The sequence below is a fragment of the Streptomyces hokutonensis genome, from assembly GCF_042751305.1.
Classification (GTDB): domain Bacteria; phylum Actinomycetota; class Actinomycetes; order Streptomycetales; family Streptomycetaceae; genus Streptomyces; species Streptomyces hokutonensis_A.
On the sequence record NZ_JBHYWD010000033.1, the window covers coordinates 67,950 to 84,078 of the forward strand.

16 protein-coding genes are annotated in these 16,129 nt (G+C 69.8%); 7 read left to right on the plus strand and 9 right to left on the minus strand.

The genetic code is table 11. The features are described from left to right. The first annotated feature begins 146 nt into the window (after positions 1-146). From ACFXC1_RS46925 to ACFXC1_RS46935, 3 genes are all read left to right on the plus strand, one after another. Positions 147-896 (plus strand): L,D-transpeptidase family protein, encoded by a 750-nt coding sequence (locus ACFXC1_RS46925; RefSeq protein ID WP_381255321.1) that lies wholly within the window; start codon positions 147-149, stop codon positions 894-896. A gap of 10 nt (positions 897-906) precedes the next feature. After that, positions 907-2,526 (plus strand): peptide-N4-asparagine amidase, encoded by a 1,620-nt coding sequence (locus ACFXC1_RS46930; protein ID WP_381255324.1) that lies wholly within the window; start codon positions 907-909, stop codon positions 2,524-2,526. Positions 2,527-2,700: 174 nt separating this feature from the next. Beyond that, positions 2,701-4,098, plus strand: a complete 1,398-nt coding sequence (locus ACFXC1_RS46935; protein WP_381255327.1) for a cation:dicarboxylate symporter family transporter — start codon at positions 2,701-2,703, stop codon at positions 4,096-4,098. 64 nt (positions 4,099-4,162) lie between these two features. On the opposite strand, the gene ACFXC1_RS46940 is transcribed toward ACFXC1_RS46935, so the two are convergent. Beyond that, the gene (locus ACFXC1_RS46940; protein WP_381255330.1) at positions 4,163-5,023 is read right to left on the minus strand and encodes an SDR family NAD(P)-dependent oxidoreductase; all 861 of its coding nucleotides are present in this window, start codon (positions 5,021-5,023) and stop codon (positions 4,163-4,165) included. A gap of 59 nt (positions 5,024-5,082) precedes the next feature. Here ACFXC1_RS46940 and ACFXC1_RS46945 point away from each other — a divergent pair, with 59 nt between their 5' ends. Continuing rightward, positions 5,083-5,769 (plus strand): TetR/AcrR family transcriptional regulator, encoded by a 687-nt coding sequence (locus ACFXC1_RS46945; RefSeq protein ID WP_381255332.1) that lies wholly within the window; start codon positions 5,083-5,085, stop codon positions 5,767-5,769. A 15-nt stretch (positions 5,770-5,784) separates the two neighbouring features. On the opposite strand, the gene ACFXC1_RS46950 is transcribed toward ACFXC1_RS46945, so the two are convergent. Next, the gene (locus ACFXC1_RS46950; protein WP_381255334.1) at positions 5,785-6,765 is read right to left on the minus strand and encodes a GlxA family transcriptional regulator; all 981 of its coding nucleotides are present in this window, start codon (positions 6,763-6,765) and stop codon (positions 5,785-5,787) included. 96 nt (positions 6,766-6,861) lie between these two features. On the opposite strand from ACFXC1_RS46950, the gene ACFXC1_RS46955 reads away from it, so the two are divergent. Then, positions 6,862-7,500, plus strand: a complete 639-nt coding sequence (locus ACFXC1_RS46955; RefSeq protein WP_381255336.1) for an HD domain-containing protein — start codon at positions 6,862-6,864, stop codon at positions 7,498-7,500. A gap of 21 nt (positions 7,501-7,521) precedes the next feature. Here ACFXC1_RS46955 and ACFXC1_RS46960 read toward each other — a convergent pair whose 3' ends face one another. Continuing rightward, positions 7,522-7,989, minus strand: coding sequence for a MarR family winged helix-turn-helix transcriptional regulator (locus ACFXC1_RS46960; protein WP_381255339.1), 468 nt, complete (start codon positions 7,987-7,989; stop codon positions 7,522-7,524). Positions 7,990-8,119: 130 nt separating this feature from the next. Between ACFXC1_RS46960 and ACFXC1_RS46965 the strand changes: the two genes are divergently transcribed. Next, positions 8,120-9,922 carry an ABC transporter ATP-binding protein gene (locus ACFXC1_RS46965; RefSeq protein WP_381255342.1) on the plus strand — a complete coding sequence of 601 codons (1,803 nt, stop codon included), beginning with the start codon at positions 8,120-8,122 and terminating at the stop codon, positions 9,920-9,922. 43 nt (positions 9,923-9,965) lie between these two features. Next, positions 9,966-10,811, plus strand: a complete 846-nt coding sequence (gene mltG / locus ACFXC1_RS46970) for an endolytic transglycosylase MltG (RefSeq protein ID WP_381255346.1) — start codon at positions 9,966-9,968, stop codon at positions 10,809-10,811. Positions 10,812-10,903: 92 nt separating this feature from the next. Here the strand turns inward: mltG and ACFXC1_RS46975 are convergent, their stop codons facing one another. From ACFXC1_RS46975 to ACFXC1_RS47000, 6 genes are all read right to left on the minus strand, one after another. After that, positions 10,904-11,980, minus strand: coding sequence for an NAD(P)-binding domain-containing protein (locus ACFXC1_RS46975; RefSeq protein WP_381255349.1), 1,077 nt, complete (start codon positions 11,978-11,980; stop codon positions 10,904-10,906). 42 nt (positions 11,981-12,022) lie between these two features. Next, the gene (locus tag ACFXC1_RS46980; RefSeq protein WP_381255352.1) at positions 12,023-13,165 is read right to left on the minus strand and encodes an LLM class flavin-dependent oxidoreductase; all 1,143 of its coding nucleotides are present in this window, start codon (positions 13,163-13,165) and stop codon (positions 12,023-12,025) included. 1 nt (position 13,166) lies between these two features. Further along, positions 13,167-14,192, minus strand: coding sequence for an ABC transporter substrate-binding protein (locus tag ACFXC1_RS46985; protein ID WP_381255354.1), 1,026 nt, complete (start codon positions 14,190-14,192; stop codon positions 13,167-13,169). 43 nt (positions 14,193-14,235) lie between these two features. Then, positions 14,236-14,991, minus strand: coding sequence for an ABC transporter ATP-binding protein (locus tag ACFXC1_RS46990; protein WP_381255357.1), 756 nt, complete (start codon positions 14,989-14,991; stop codon positions 14,236-14,238). Continuing rightward, a complete protein-coding gene (locus ACFXC1_RS46995; RefSeq protein WP_381255359.1) occupies positions 14,964-15,869 on the minus strand; it encodes an ABC transporter permease in 906 nt (301 codons plus the stop codon). The genes ACFXC1_RS46990 and ACFXC1_RS46995 overlap by 28 nt, the downstream gene beginning before the upstream one ends. 126 nt (positions 15,870-15,995) lie before the next feature. Next, on the minus strand, positions 15,996-16,079 hold the full coding sequence (locus tag ACFXC1_RS47000) for a putative leader peptide (protein ID WP_315986669.1): 84 nt from the start codon (positions 16,077-16,079) through the stop codon (positions 15,996-15,998). Between the last annotated feature and the right edge of the window lie 50 nt (positions 16,080-16,129).

Consider the following 16,129-nt stretch of genomic DNA (forward strand, 5'->3'; position numbering starts at 1 on the left):
GCAGCAAACCGTGAAAGGTTCGCCTCGCAGCGTGGTCGGAAGCAAGCGGTTTTCCCCGCCGGGGGCCGGAACCGGCGTTCACCCATCCGTGACGAGATGTCCGTGACCTCACGCAATGTCACCGAACGCGATGTGACCATGGGCCGATGCAGAGTGGCGGCACACGACGTGCGATGGTCGCGATGGCGGCTCTCGGTTCCCTCCTGACGATGACGACCCTGTCCGCGTGCGGAAACACGGACACAAAACACGCCGGCGGCCGGGAGGGGAGACCGGGGCCCCGGGCGGCCCACCCGCGAAAAGCAGTCGCCGCCCCGACCCGCATCCCGGACGTCGGTGACCGGCTCCACCGGGACCTCCCCGCCGACACCCGCCAGGTCCTCGCGGTCTACGGAGACGGCAGGGACTCCCCGTACTCCACCGCCGTGCTGTTCACGAAGCACGGCTCCACCTGGGACCGGACCCACAGCTGGCCCGCGCACAACGGCAAGAAGGGCTGGACCCTCGACCACCATCTCGACGATCAGCGCAGCCCTGTCGGCGTGTTCACGCTGACCGCCGCGGGCGGTGTGCTCGACGACCCGGGCACGGCACTCCCGTACAGCCAGGACGAGTCCTACGAGGCACCGCGCGACTGGGACGAGTCGCACTGGCACGACTTCGACTACGTCATCGCCATCGACTACAACCGCGTCCCCGGCACCCCGCCCGACGACGCGGAGCAGCCGGAGGGCGAGGACAAGGGCGGCGGGATCTGGCTGCATCTGGACCACGGCAGCGGTACGTCGGCCTGCGTCAGCCTGCCCAAGGAGGCGATGGAGTACCTGCTGCGCACGCTCGACCCCGAGCGGCATCCCGTGGTGCTGATGGGGGACAGGGCGGACCTCAAGGGGTAGAACACGCCCCATGAGAAACCGGATAGTCATGTCCATGCTCGCCGGGGCGACCCTCCTGGCGAGCACCCTGCTAGGTGTGAGCCCCGCGCAGGCGACCGAAGCCAAGGCCCAATCGGCCGATGTCCCCGCAGAGTTCGGCACCGACTGGCACGATCCCCTCACCGCGGCCCCGCCCATCGCCAAGCCCGCCACGAAGTCCTGCCAAGTCACCCTCGCCGACACCGAGTTCCGCGACTTCACCCCGTACCAGGGGACCTACACACCGCCCAAGGGCTGCGGTGCCCACTGGAGCAAGGTCGTGCTCCGTCTCGACGGCACGGTCAAGGGGCGCCAGTACGACCGGCTCGGCTATCTGCATGTCGGCGGGGTCGAGATCCTGCGCACCTCGACACCTGAACCGTCGCCCGACGGCATCGCGTGGTCCGTCGAGAAGGACGTCACCCGCTACAGCGCCACCTTCCGCGGCACGCAGAACGTCGAGATGCTCATCGGCAACGTCGTCGACGACACCTACACCGGAGTCATCGGAGTCAAGGCCACGCTGACGTTCTACGAGGGCAGACCCGCGCCGGCGCAGACCCCCGACCGTGTCCTCACCCTCGGCACCGACTCGACCGTCACCACCCCGCGCAACAGCGAACGCATCATCGCCGAGGTCTACGCCACCGGATCCGGCGGCGGCTGTGAGGAGTTCTGGTATCTCGCGGTGCCCGACTCGGCGCCGTACTCCTGCCAGGCCGACAAGGGCCCCTACCGCGAGGTGCAGATCAAGGTCGACGGCCAACTCGCTGGCATCGCCGCGCCGTTCCCGAACGTGTGGACCGGCGGCTGGTCCGACCCCTTCCTCTGGTACGTCATTCCGGGCCCGCGTGCCTTCGACGTGAAGCCGATCGAATACGACCTCACACCCTTCGCCGGGCTGCTCAACGACGGCCGGCCGCACCATGTCGACGTCTCCGTCGTGGACGTGCCCGAGGGGCAGAGCGGTTGGAGCGCGCCGGTGAACGTGCTCGTCTGGCAGGACGCGCACCGCGCCCACGTCACCGGAAACCTCACCCTCGACCGGGCCGGCGAGCTCGCCAACTCCTCGACGTACACGCCCGGTTCGGAGGAACGCGTGGACACCGACGCGGGCCATCGGCTGACCGTCGCCGGTTACGTCGACACCTCGCACGGACGGGTGGCGACCACTGTCGACCGGAAGCTCACGAACACCTCCGTGCACCGCTGGATCGACGGCGAGAACATGGACGGGCTCGACGCGACCTGGACGGACGACGAGTCCGTGACCGTCGACGGACGGGGACCGGCCCGGACGACGGCCACCCATCGGACGTACACGATGAACGGCGCGACGACGATCGGGACGGACGACCGGCTGCGTACCGTTCTCACGCTCGGCGACCGGGCGGCGGTCGTCGACACGCGGGACGGACGGCGGACCGGATGGTCGCGGCTCGACGACACCTACAGCGGGGACGCGACGTACACACTCGGCGTGCCGCGTGATCAGCGACATGCCGTCGGGACGTCGAGCGAGCGCTACCGGCTGTACGGGTCGGGCGGCTGCTACGACCGTTCGCTGGCGACCGCGCAGGGGGTGCTGACCGAGGACCGCAGCGGCTGCTGAGCCGGCATGCGTGCGACGCGTCACTCGGGTTCGTGATTTACACGGCTGTCACACGGAGGTTTTCCGGGGGATCAACAACGGCTCCAAAGTGTCCACTTGGAAGCCGCTTTCCGTATCGCAGAAGTCACCCCACTCGACTTCCGCGAACGACCGTCCCCCCTCCAAGGAGTGCCCGTGCCGCCGTCCGTCCCGTCCCTGCCGCGACGCGTCGCACGCATATTGCGTACCTCTCTCTTCGCGCAGGTCGCCTGCGCGCTCGTCCTCGGAATCCTCGTCGGAAAGCTGTGGCCGGACGTGGCCACGGACTTCCAGCCCCTCGGCGACGGATTCACCCGGCTCATCAAGACGATCATCTCGCCGCTCGTGTTCTGTGTGGTCGTCGTGGGCATCGCCAAGGCCGGTGACCTCAAGGCCTTCGGGCGGATCGGCCTCAAGGCGCTGATCTGGTTCGAGGTCGCGTCCACCGCGGCGCTGATCATCGGCCTGGTCCTCGCCAACGTCGTCCAGCCCGGCTCCGGGATGCATGTCGACCCGTCCACCCTCAACACCTCGGCGGTGGACGCGAAGACGGGCGGTGCCGCGCTGCCCTCGACGACCGAGTTCATCGTCAACGCGCTGCCCACCAGCTTCATCGGCGCCTTCGCCGAGAACTCCCTGCTCCAAGTCCTCATCCTGGCCTGCCTGGTGGGCGCCGCGCTGCTCCACCTCGGCCACACGAAGGTGCCGCAGGTGCTGCCCGCGATCGAGCAGGCCCAGGAGATCATCTTCGCGATCGTCGGCTTCGTGATGCGGCTGGCCCCGCTCGCCGTGTTCGGCGCGATGGCCGTCCTCGTCGGTCAGTACGGGCTCGGCGTGATCAAGACCTACGCCAAGCTGATCATCCTCTGCTACGTCGCCGCCGCGCTCTTCGTCGCGCTGCTCGCCGTGGCCCTGCGCATGGTCACCGGGCTCAGTCTCTGGAAGTTCCTCCGCTACATCCGCGAGGAGATGCTCCTCGCGCTCGGCACCGCCTCCACCGAGTCCGTCATGCCGCGCGTGATGCAGAAGCTGCGCAAGGCCGGTGCCCGGGACGACGCGGTGGGCCTGGTGCTGCCCACCGGGTACTCCTTCAACCTCGACGGCGCCTCCCTCTACCTGTCCATCGGCACCCTGTTCATCGCCCAGGCCGTCGGCGTCGACCTCAGTCTCGGCCAGCAGATCACCGTGATCCTGGTGCTCATGCTCACCAGCAAGGGCATGGCCGGAATCCCCGGTTCGGCCTTCCTCGCCCTGTCCGCGACGGCCTCCTCGCTGGGCGCGATCCCGGCCGGCGCGGTCGCCCTGCTCCTCGGCGTGGACCGCATCATGGACTCGATGCGCGTCGTCACCAACCTCCTCGGCAACTGCGTCGCCGTCTTCGCGGTCTCCCGCTGGGAGGGCGCACTGGACATCGAGCGGGCCAAGAAGGTCCTCGACGGCGAGATCACGGTCGTAGAAGACGATGTCGTAGGGGACGGTGTGGACGCGGACGCGGACGCGGTCGCCGAGATCCCCCCGCAGCTCGTCAAGGAACCGGCCTCCGAGGCCAGTTGAGCCCTGTCGTGACGGGTCGCGGCTCCTGATCCGCCCATGTGGCGGGGGGTCGCGGCCCGTTCTTCTATGCGTGGTCGACGAGGTCCGCCGGGTAGGGCTGGTCGAAGTCGGCCGACCGGCTCACCCGCTCCCAGGCCGCCGCCTGTGCGATCTGGTCGCGTGAGTAGTTCTGCGCGAGCTCCACGGCGAAGGCGCCCAGGAGGAGGTGGGAGGGCAGGGTCGGCTGCTTGACGATCCGGACCAGGATCTCCCCGGCGCGCTTCGGGTCGCCCGCGGTGACCACCGGACTGTCGAAGAGGCGGATCCGCGCGCCGACGGTCTCGTCGTACTCCGGCGGCACTTCCGGGACCTGCATCGACGACCCGGACCAGTCCGTCGCGAAGCCGCCCGGTTCCACGACGAGGTACCTGATGCCGAACGGCGCGGTCTCGGCCGCGAGCACGCGGGTGAAGCCGTCGACCGCGAACTTCGCCGCCTGGTACGACCCGAGTCCGGGCGTGCCGCCTACCCGGCCGCCGACGGACGAGAACTGCACGACCGTGCCCGCGCGCTGTGCCTTGAGGATCGGGAGCGCTGCCGTCGAGACGTTGTAGACCCCCCAGAAGTTCGTGTCGAACTGGCGGCGGAAGTCCTCCTCGGGGGTCGTCTCGACCGGGGAGAGGTTGGCGTATCCGGCGTTGTTCACGACCACGTCGATGCGGCCGAAACGGTCGACTCCGGCTTGGAGGGCGGCTGTTGCGGCTGTCCGGTCGGTGACGTCGAGCGCGACGGGCAGTACGCGGTCGCCGTACTCCTTCACCAGGTCGTCCAACTGCTCCGGCTTGCGTGCCGTGGCGACGACCCGGTCGCCGTCCTCCAGGGCCGCGACGGTGAGGTTGCGGCCGAAGCCGCGCGATGAACCGGTGATGAACCATGTCTGCGTCATGGGTCTAGCAAAACACCGTTTCGTTATTAGTGCAACCGGGTTGCGCTATGCTCTGCGTCATGAGCACGCCCAGCCCGCAACGAGCCCGCAGCGCCGCAGCCAAGCAGCAGCGCGAACGGGCGATTCTCGATGCCGCCCGGGCGCTCGGCGCCGACCGCAGCGTGCGCGAGGTCACGCTCACCGACATCGCCGCGGCCGTGGGCATGCACAAGTCCGCCATGCTGCGTTACTTCGAGACGCGGGAGCAGATCTTCCTGGCGCTGACCGCCGAGGGCTGGGAGGACTGGTCGGGAGCGCTCCGCGCACGGCTGAGTGAATTCACCGACGTCACCGACGTCACCGAAGTCGCCGACAGGGATCGCGGCGCGATCGCGGCCGTCATCGCGCAGTCACTCGTCGCGCGACCGTTCTTCTGCGACCTGCTCGCTCAGGCGCCGTTGAACCTGGAGCGCAATGTGTCGCTGGAGTCCGTGTACGCGTTCAAGACCGTCGTACTCGGTGAAGTCGCCGCCGTGGCGGTCGAGTTGTGCCGACTGCTCGCGATCACCGAGCGTGCCGCCGTGGATGTGATCGCCACGGCCACGAGCATGGCCGGGGCGCTCCTCCAGATGGCCGCTCCCGGTACCCGGCTCCGCACGCTCTACGAAACCCATCCCGAGTTGGCGCACGCGCTGGTCGACATCGAGCCCCAACTGACCCGCATCCTCACGGCGTTGCTGAACGGCCTGCCGTCGACGGAGAGGTGAAGTGCCGCCGGCGACTCATGGCGTTGACGGCTGCCCGCGCGTGCTCGCGAAGCGGCCGCGGTAGTGCGTCGGTGTGGTGTCCAGATGGCGGGCGAAGGCGCGGCGGAGGGTCTCGTCGGTGCCGAGCCCGCTGTGGTGTGCCGCGGAGGTGACGTTGTGGCCTTCGAGGAGCAGGTGCTGGGCGCGGTCGAGACGGACCCGTTCCACCCAGCGGGCGGGTGTGGTCCCGAGTTCGGTGCGGAAGAGCCGGGTCAGGTGCCGGGTGCTGACGGCCGCGGTCGCCGCCATGGCGGGCAGGCTGTGGTCGGCGGCGGGGTCGGCCAGCACGGAGGCGATCAGCGACCGTAGGGGATCGGTGCGCGGTGGCGGGGTGGTGGTCGCCGCGGAGAACTGCGACTGTCCGCCCGGGCGTTGCATGAAGACGACCAGCTCGCGTGCGATGTCCCGGGCCACGGCCGCGCCGTGGTCGTCCTCCACGAGGGCGAGCGCCAGGTCGATCCCGGCGCTGATGCCCGCCGAGGTGACGAAGCGGCCGTCGCGGACGTGGATGGCGTCCGGTTCGACGCGCACCCGGGGGTAGCGGCGGGCCAGTGTCGCGGCCTGCCGCCAGTGGGTCGTGGCCGAACGGCCGTCGAGCAGGCCGAGTTCGGCGAGGACGAAGGCGCCCGTGCAGACGGACGTGACCCGCGCCGCATGGTCGGTGAGGGCGCGGGTCGTACTCAACAACCCTTCCTCGGCGGGGTGTTGGGCCAGCAGGTCGCCCCCGGCGACCACCACCGTGTCGACCGGGCCGGCGTCGGCCGCGGTCACCGTGCCGGTCAGGGCCAGTCCGTTGGCGGTGGTGACCGGGCCGCCGTGCGGAGAGACCAGCACCAGCTCGTAGGGATGGCCGAGTTTGCCCGACTGGTGCAGCACCTCGGCCGGGCCGCTGACGTCGAGCATGGTCACACCGTCGAAGACGATGAAGCCGACCCGCGGGGCCGGGACCGCCGTCATGTCCGAATCCGTGGTTTTCGTGGCTCTGAGGACATGGTCCGAGGGTACTGCGCCGAAGATCCTGGAGGCACAGGCCATCGAGGAGAGGGAAGAACGATGAGTGAAGTGATCGCAGGCGTGACGGTCCCGGACAGTGCTCTGGCGCGGGAGGCGACCGAGCTGGTGCGCGAGGCCGCGTCGCCGTTGCTCTTCGACCACTCCCGGCGGGTGTTCCTGTGGGGTGCCCTGCGCGGCCGGGAGCAGGGCATCCGCTACGACCCCGAACTGCTCTATGTGGCCGCGATGTTCCACGACCTCGGGCTCACCGAGAAGTTCCGCCGCACCGACCAGCGCTTCGAGATCGACGGCGCCGACGAGGCCCGCCGGTTCCTGCACACGCACGGCATCAGCGGTGAGCCGGCCGACCGGGTCTGGACGAGTATCGCCCTGCACACCACCCAGGAGATCCCGCTGCACATGGCGGCCGAGATCGCTCTGGTCAACCGGGGTGTGTCACTGGACGTCGTGGGCATCGGCTACGACGCCGTCCCCGACGAGCAGCGCGCGGCCGTCGTGGCGGCGCATCCCCGCCCGGACTTCAAGAACGGGATCCTCGCCGCCTTCACCGAGGGCATCAAGGACCGCCCCGAGACCACCTTCGGCAACATCAAGGCGGACGTACTGGCCCACTTCGTACCGGGCTTCGTGCGCGGCGACTTCGTCGAGAGGATCAAGGACTCGGACTGGCCGGAGTGACGCCGTGGCGACCGCAGGTGGTCAGCAGGTCCGCCCGTGCTCCTCATGGGCGCCGGGCGCTCCGTCCACCAGCGTGTCCAGCAGGGTCCGCAGCACCTCGCGCTCCACATTCGTGAGCGGCGCGAGGATCTCGTCCGCGGCGCCCCGCCGGGCGCTGCGCAGCTCGCTGAGCGCCTTGCGGCCGTCGTCCGTGATCTCGATCCGGATGACCCGCCGGTTGGACGGGTCGGGCACCCGCCGTACTTTGCCGCTTGCCTCCAGGCCGTCGACCAGTGTCGTCACGGCGCGCGGTACCACCTCGAGGCGCTCGGCGAGGTCGGCCATGCGGGGCGGCGAGCCGAAGTGCGCGAGGGTGCGCAGCAGCCGGGACTGGGCCGGGGTGATGCCGAGGTCGCGCTGCTCCAGATGGCGCTTCTGGATGCGGTGCACCCGGCGGGTGAGCCGCAGCAGCTGCTCCGCGAGGAGGCCGTCGGAATCGGGGGTGGTCATGCGGGAACAATATCAGGACCTGGTTCATTGTGAGTATAGGTAACAATGAGCTATGCTCCACGAGATCTCATCGCTCCACGAGATCCGAGCTCCTGACCAGTCCTGATCGCCTCACCCTCCGTAGGAGACCATGCCCCGCGACGACATCAACTGGACACCGTCCCCCGGCACCTCGACCGACCAACCCCGGCAGGTGCGCCGCATCCTCAAGCTCTTCAAGCCCTACCGCGCCCGGCTCACGGTCGTCGGCCTCCTGGTCGGCGCCGCGTCCCTGGTCACCGTGGCGACCCCGTTCCTGCTGAAGGAGACGCTGGACGTCGCCATCCCGCAGGGCCGCACCGGACTGCTGAGCCTGCTGGCGCTCGGCATGATCCTGAGCGCCGTCCTGACCAGCATCTTCGGCGTGCTGCAGACCCTGATCTCCACCACGGTCGGCCAGCGCGTCATGCACGACCTGCGCACAGCGGTCTACGGCCGCCTGCAGCGCATGTCGCTCGCCTTCTTCACCCGGACCCGCACCGGCGAGGTCCAGTCCCGCATAGCCAACGACATCGGCGGCATGCAGGCCACCGTCACCTCCACGGCCACCTCCCTGGTCTCCAACCTGACCAGCGTGGTCGCCACGATCATCGCGATGATCGCCCTGGACTGGCGGCTCACCGTCGTCTCGCTGCTGCTGCTCCCGGTCTTCGTGTGGATCAGCCGCCGGGTCGGCAACGAACGCAAGAAGATCGCCACCCAGCGGCAGAAGCAGATGGCCGCGATGGCCGCCACGGTCACCGAGTCGCTGTCCGTCAGCGGCATCCTGCTCGGCCGCACAATGGGCCGCTCCGACTCGCTCACCCAGTCCTTCTCCGAGGAGTCCGAGGGCCTGGTCGACCTCGAAGTCCGGTCGAACATGGCCGGGCGCTGGCGCATGGCCGTCATCTCGATCGTCATGGCCGCGATGCCCGCCGTCATCTACTGGACCGCCGGAATCGCCCTCCAGATGGGCGGCCCGGACGTCTCGATCGGCACCATCGTCGCCTTCGTCTCGCTCCAGCAGGGCCTGTTCCGCCCGGCCGTCAGCCTGCTGTCGACCGGCGTCCAGATCCAGACCTCGCTGGCTCTCTTCGCGCGCATCTTCGAGTACCTCGACCTCCCGATCGACATCACCGAGCGCGAGAACCCGGTCCACCTGGACAGCATCAAGGGCGAAGTCGCCTTCGAGGACGTCGAGTTCCACTACGACGACAAGAGCGGCGCGATCCTCGACGGCATCGACATCACCGTCCCGGCCGGCAACAGCCTCGCGATCGTCGGCCCGACCGGCGCCGGGAAGTCGACCCTCGGCTATCTCGCGCCCCGGCTCTACGACGTGACGGGCGGCCGCGTCACCCTCGACGGGGTCGATGTCCGCGACCTGGACTTCGACACGCTCGCGCGTGCCGTCGGCGTCGTCTCCCAGGAGACGTACCTCTTCCACGCCACGGTCGCAGACAACCTCCGCTTCGCGAAGCCGGACGCCACCGACGAGGAGCTGCACGCGGCGGCACGCGCGGCGCAGATCCACGACCACATAGCGGGCCTGCCGGACGGGTACGACACGGTCGTCGGCGAGCGCGGCCACCGGTTCTCCGGCGGCGAGAAGCAGCGGCTGGCCATCGCGCGCACGATCCTGCGCGACCCGCCGGTCCTCATCCTCGACGAGGCGACCAGCGCCCTCGACAACCGCACCGAAGCCGCCGTCCAGGACGCCATCGACGCCCTGTCGGCCAACCGCACCACGCTCACCATCGCCCACCGCCTGTCCACCATCCGCAGCGCCGACCAGATCGTGGTCCTCGACTCCGGGCACGTGGCGGAACGGGGCACGCACGAAGAACTGCTGGAACTGGACGGGCGGTACGCGGCCCTCGTACGCCGGGATGCCCAACTGGAACCGACAAGCTGAAGATATGCCGGGATTGTGACGATATGCGGGTTACCGTGCCCGCATGCAGATGAACACTCCGCCACGGAGCACGATTCGACTGACCCGCCGGGGCCGGGTCGCCCTCATCGCGACCGGGGCCGTCGTGGCCGGCACCGCCGTGGCGGTGCCACTGCTCGGCCTGGAGGACGAAGGCGACGCACGCCCCACCTCCCTGGTGATCCCCGAGGGCTGGCGCTCGGGCCAGATCTACGACGCCGTCGACAAGGCCCTCGCGCTTCCGGCCGGCACCACCAAGAAGTCCATCCCGAAGGCAGGCCTCAAGCTGCCGAGCGACGCGGAGGGCAACCCCGAGGGCTATCTCTTCCCGGCGACCTATCCGCTGAAGGAGAAGGCCACGCCGGAGTCGCTGCTGTCGTTCATGGTCAACACCGCGAGCCGGAAGTTCAACGGTGCCCCGGTCGCCGCCGGCGCCCAGCGCAACGCGATGAACGTCTACCAGGCGGTCACCATCGCGAGCATCGTGCAGGCGGAAGCGGTGTCCAAGGCCGACATGGGGAAGGTGGCCCGGGTCATCTTCAACCGCCTCGAACGCGGGATGCCGCTCCAGATGGACTCGACCATCAACTACGCCCTCAACCGCACCACGTTGAGGATGACCGCGAACGACACCCGGATCGACAGCCCCTACAACTCCTACCAGCGCATGGGCCTGCCGCCCACCCCGATCGACAACCCGGGCGAGGACGCGATGCGCGCCGCGATCAACCCGCCCCCGGGCGACTGGCTCTATTTCGTCACGGTCAAGCCCGGCGACACCCGCTTCGCGGCCACCTACGAGGAACACCAGCGCAACGTGGCCGAGTTCAACGCGGCCCAGAAAAGCGGTAGTTCGCAGCCCGCGAAGTGACCGGCCCGGACGACCTCGGGCGGCGACCGGCTTCCCGGCCGACGGCCGCCTGAGGTCCCGGCGAAACGAAGCATCCCCTCCGGAGGGCGGCCTCAGACCGCGACCGGTTCCCCGGCCAACAGCCGTCTGATGTCCCGTACGGCCGCACGTCCCGCGCGGTTGGCGCCGATGGTGCTCGCTGACGGTCCGTAGCCGACGAGATGGATGCGCGGATCCGCGGCCACCCGGGTGCCGTCGAGGCGGATGCCGCCGCCGGGGCCGCGCAGTTTCAGCGGTGCCAGGTGGTCGATCGCCGCCCGGAACCCGGTGGCCCACAGGATGACATCGGCGTCCACATGCCGGCCGTCGTCCCAGTCCACGCCGTCCGGCGTGATCCGGTCGAACATCGGCTGCCGGTCCAGGACCCCGTCCGCGATGGCCTGCCGGATCGCGTCGTTCAGCGGCAGCCCGGTGACGGAGACGACGCTCCTGGGCGGCAGCCCCTGCCGTACCCGCTCCTCCACCAGCGCGACGGCCGCCCGCCCCACGTCCTCGGTGAACGGACCCTCGCGGAAGACCGGCGGACGCCGGGTCACCCATGTCGTCGCCGCCGCGTACGGGGCCAGCTCCATCAGATGCTGCGTACCGGACGCGCCCCCGCCCACCACGACCACCCGCAGCCCGGCGAACTCCTCGGGCCCCGGGTACTGCGCGGTGTGCAACTGCCGCCCCCGGAAGGTCTCCTGGCCCGGATAGCGCGGCCAGAACGGCCGGTCCCAGGTACCGGTCGCGTTGATCAGCGCCCGCGTCGACCACGTGCCGTCCGACGTCTCCACGAGCAGCCGTCCGCCCTCGCCCTCCCGTACCGCCCTCACGTCCACCGGCCGCCGTACCCGCAGGTCGAAGGCGCGCTCGTAGGCAGTGAAGTACTCGGCGACGACCTCGGCGGACGGGCGGGACGGGTCGGCGTCGGTGAGTTCCATGCCCGGCAGCGCGTGCATCCCGTGCACCTTGCCGTACGTCAGCGACGGCCACCGGAACTGCCAGGCGCCGCCCGGCGCTGGCGCGTGGTCCAGCACCACGAAGTCGCGCTCCGGCTCGAAACCGCTGCGCCGCAGGTGATAGGCGCCGGCCAGTCCTGCCTGCCCGGCGCCTATGACGACCACGTCGACCTCACGGGTGTTGTTCACGCTTCTACGAACAGCCCCGGGGCCGTGGATCTTCCCGCGCGCTCAGCGCCCGCTGCCCACCAGGAACGGCACACCCGCCCGCGCCGGCCCCTCGACAAGACCGCGCGCCGCCAGCTCGGGAATAACGCCCTCCCCGAACCAGTACGCCTCCTCCAGATGCGGATACCCGGACAGCACGAAGTGCTCGACACCCAACGCGTGGTACTCCTCGATCAGATCGGCGACCTCGGCGTGGCTGCCCACGAGCGCGGTGCCCGCGCCGCCCCGGACGAGACCGACGCCCACCCACAGGTTCGGATGGATCTCCAGCTCGTCGCGCGAGCCGCCGTGCAGCGCCAGCATCCGCTGTTGGCCCACCGACTCGCTGCGCCCGAGCGCCGTCTGGGCCGCCGCGATGGTGTCCGCGTCGAGGTCGTCGAGCAGCCGGTTCGCGGTCGCCCACGCCTCGGCCGACGAGTCGCGCGAGATCGTGTGCAGCCGCACCCCGAACCGCACGTCCCGCCCCTCCGGCTCGGCGAGCCCGCGAATCCAGTCGATCTTTTCCTTGACCTGCGCGGGCGGTTCTCCCCAGGTGAGATACACGTCCGCATGCCGGGCGGCGACCGGCCCGGCCGCCGCCGACGAACCACCGAAGAACACCTGCGGCACCGGATCGGGCGGCAGCGCGGTGAGCCCGCCCTCGACCTGGTAGTGGACACCGTCGAAGTCGTACGGCTCGCCTCGCCACACCCCTCGTACGACCGACAGGAACTCCTCCGTGCGCGCGTACCGCCGGTCGTGGTCGAGATGGTCGCCGAAGCGTCGCTGCTCGGCGGAGTCGCCGCCGGTGACGACATTGAGCAACAGCCGCCCGTGCGTGAGGCGTTGATAGGTCGCCGCCATCTGCGCGGCCAGCGTCGGCGAGATCACCCCCGGCCGGAACGCCACCAGGAACTTCAGCCGCTCGGTGTGCTGCGCGAGCGCGACGGTGGTCAGCCAGGCGTCCTCGCACCAGGTGCCGGTCGGCGTGAGCACCGCCTCGAAGCCCAACTGCTCGGCCGCCTTGGCGATTTGGGTCAGGTACTCGAGGTCCGGCGGACGCACCCCGCGGACCGACCCCGCGCGGTTGGGTCCGTAGGCGTGCCGGTCGACGAGGGTACGGCCGTCGCCGCCGGTCGGCAGGAACCAGTGGAGACGGACCGTCATGTCACTTCTCCTTGTAGACGCGCGGCGCGGTCGTCGAGACCGGCAGGCCGCCGTTGAAACGGGTGTCGACGAACTGGGCGAAGTCGACCTTGGAGGGGATCAGCTTCAACGCGGTGAACTGGTCCGCGATCGCCTGCTCCGAGGCGATCAGCGGCTTGTCCACGGCGACCGCGATCCGGGAGGCGTTGGTGCGCTGCACCGAGGCCAGCGCCACCGCGTACGGCAGCCCGGTGTCCTTCGCCCACACCTTGGCCCATGCGTCGGGGTGGTCGTAGACCCAGTCCTGGGCGCGCCGCAGCCGCTCCAGGTAGTCCTTGATGGCGGCGGCTTTCTTGCTGTCTTTGAGAGCGGAGGGTGCCGCCACCTGGAAGTTGAGGCCGTTGACCAGGCCCTGCCCGGTCGTCAGGATGCGGCCCTGCTTCGCTTCGAGGACCTGCGAGGTGTACGGGTCCCACACCGTCCACGCGTCCACCTTGCCGCTGGTGAACGCGGCCAGCGCGTCGGCCGGCTGGAGGTACTTGACCTTGACGTCGCTCAGGGTGAGCCCGGCCGCCTTGAGGGAGGCGATCAGCTGGTAGTGCGCGGAGGAACCCTGCGCCACGGCGATGGACTTGCCCTTGAGCTGCTCGGGGCTCGTCAGCTTGGAGTCCTTCGGCACGAGGATGGCCTCGCCCTCGGAGTTGCCGTGCCAGGCGGCCACTACCTTGATCTTCGAGCCCGCGCCCGCGGCGAACACCGGCGGGGTGTTGCCGACGCCGCCGATGTCGACAGCCTTGGCGTTGACGGCCTCCAGGAGCGGCGGGCCGGAGGTGAACGTGGACCACTTGATCTTGTAGTCGAGGTTCTTGAGCTCACCGGCGGCCCGCAGGATGGCCTCCGAACCACCCTTCTGGTCACCGACGTTGAGCGTGACCGAACCCGTGCCGTCGGTGCCGGTCCCCGTGCTGGCGGACGAGTTGCCACCGCAGGCGGTGAGCAGGAGGGCGAAGGGGAGGAGCAGTGCGGCGGGGACGAGGCGACGTCGCATGGGGGATCCGTTCTGTGCAAGTGAGCGGTGGGTGGGGGGGAGTTCAGGCGGCTTCGGCGGCTGTGTCGACGCCCAGGCGTTCCAGGAGTCCGGCACGGAGTTCGGCGAACCGGGGGTCGGTGATGTCGCGCGGGCGGTCGAGGTCGATGTGCTGCTCGTGCGCGATGACGCCGTCGTCCATCACCAGGACACGGTCGGCGAGCAGGACGGCCTCCTCGACGTCGTGGGTGACCAACAGGACGGCGCAGCCCCGCCGTTGCCACAGCTCGCCCACCAGCCGCTGGGCCTTGATGCGGGTGAGCGCGTCGAGTGCGCCGAACGGCTCGTCGAGCAGCAGCAGATCGGGCTCGCGGACCAGGGCACGGGCCAGCGAGGCGCGCTGGGCCTCACCGCCGGACAGCGTCTTGGGCCAGGCGTCGGCGTGGTCTCCGAGCCCGACCTCGGCCAACGCCTGTTCCGCCACGGCCCGTTCGGGCTTGCCGGGCAGTCCGAGCAGGACATTGCGCCACACCTTCTTCCACGGCATCAGCCGGGGCGCCTGGAACGCGACGGCCTTGCGGCGCGGCACGAGGACGGTGCCCTCGATGTCCCGGTCCAGCCCGGCGAGAATGCGCAGCAGCGTGGACTTGCCGCAGCCGCTGCGGCCCAGCAGCGCCACGAACTCGCCCTGCCGTACGTCGAGTTGCAGCCTGTCGATGACGGGGCGGCCGTCGAAGGAACGGGTCAGTCCCTCGACGCGCACCGCCACCTGCGCGGCAACCGCCTGTGCGGTCACCGGCCCGTGAACGTCGGTCGCCATTGCAGCAGCAGCCTTTCGAGGGTTCGGACGACGAAGTCGGCCAGCAGGCCGAGGAAGGCGTAGACGATCAGGCAGACCACGATCACGTCGGTCTGGAGGAAGTCCCGCGCCTGCACCATGAGGAAGCCGATCCCGGCGTCCGCGTTGATCTGCTCGGCGAACACGAGCGCCAGCCACGCGATGCCGAGGGAGTAGCGCAGTCCGGTCATCGCGTTGGGCAGCGCGCCAGGCAGCACCACATGCCGGACCAGCCCCCAGCGGGACAGCCCCAGCGACTCTCCGGCCTCGATCAACTGGCTGTCCACGCCCCGGATTCCGGCGTAGACGTTGAGATAGAGCGGGAAGGTCACACCGAGCGTGATGATGGCGACCTTCGGGGCCTCGCCGATGCCGAACCAGATGATGAACAGCGGGATCAGCCCCACGAAGGGCACAGTCCGCAACATCTGCACGGGCGCGTCGACCAGGTCCTCGCCGATCCTGAACAGACCGGAGACCAGGGCGAGTCCGGTGCCGATGACGGTACCGAGCAGCAGTCCGATCGCGACCCGCTGGAGCGAGGTGACCATGGCCGAGGTCAGCGAACCGCTGTCGATCAGATCCCAGCCGACGTGCGCGATCCGCCCGGGTGAGGCGAGCACGTCGGAGGTCAACGCGCCGGTGCTGCTGAGGAGTTGCCACAGCGCGAGCAGCACGAGCGGGCCGGTGGTGCGGCGCAGCCAGCGGGGGACACGAGTGCGGCGGGAGGAGGTGGGGACGAGGGGGACGAGATCGACGGGCGCGTGGTCGTCCGGGCGTGCGTCCGGGCCGGTCTTCGATGTGGATATACGGGAAATGTCGGGCCCGGAGGAGCCGGGTGGGGCATGGCTGATGCTCATGGGTGCTCCACGGAGTGGGGAGAGCGTCCGGTGAGGAAGGGAGTACGCCTCAACGCCGCCGCGTCACGACGGTGTGCGCGGGCGCGACGGAGTGCGGGAAGTGAGGGGGTGGGGCGGAAGAAGGCGTCAGCAGCCGCGACAACACGCGGCGGAGGCCACCCGCAGCAGGTCGATGTGACCGCGCGTGGTGAGCAGAACTGAACGCAACATGCGGCCGAAACTAGGTCAGATGGCGTGCCACGGTCAACGGTGTCTCGCGG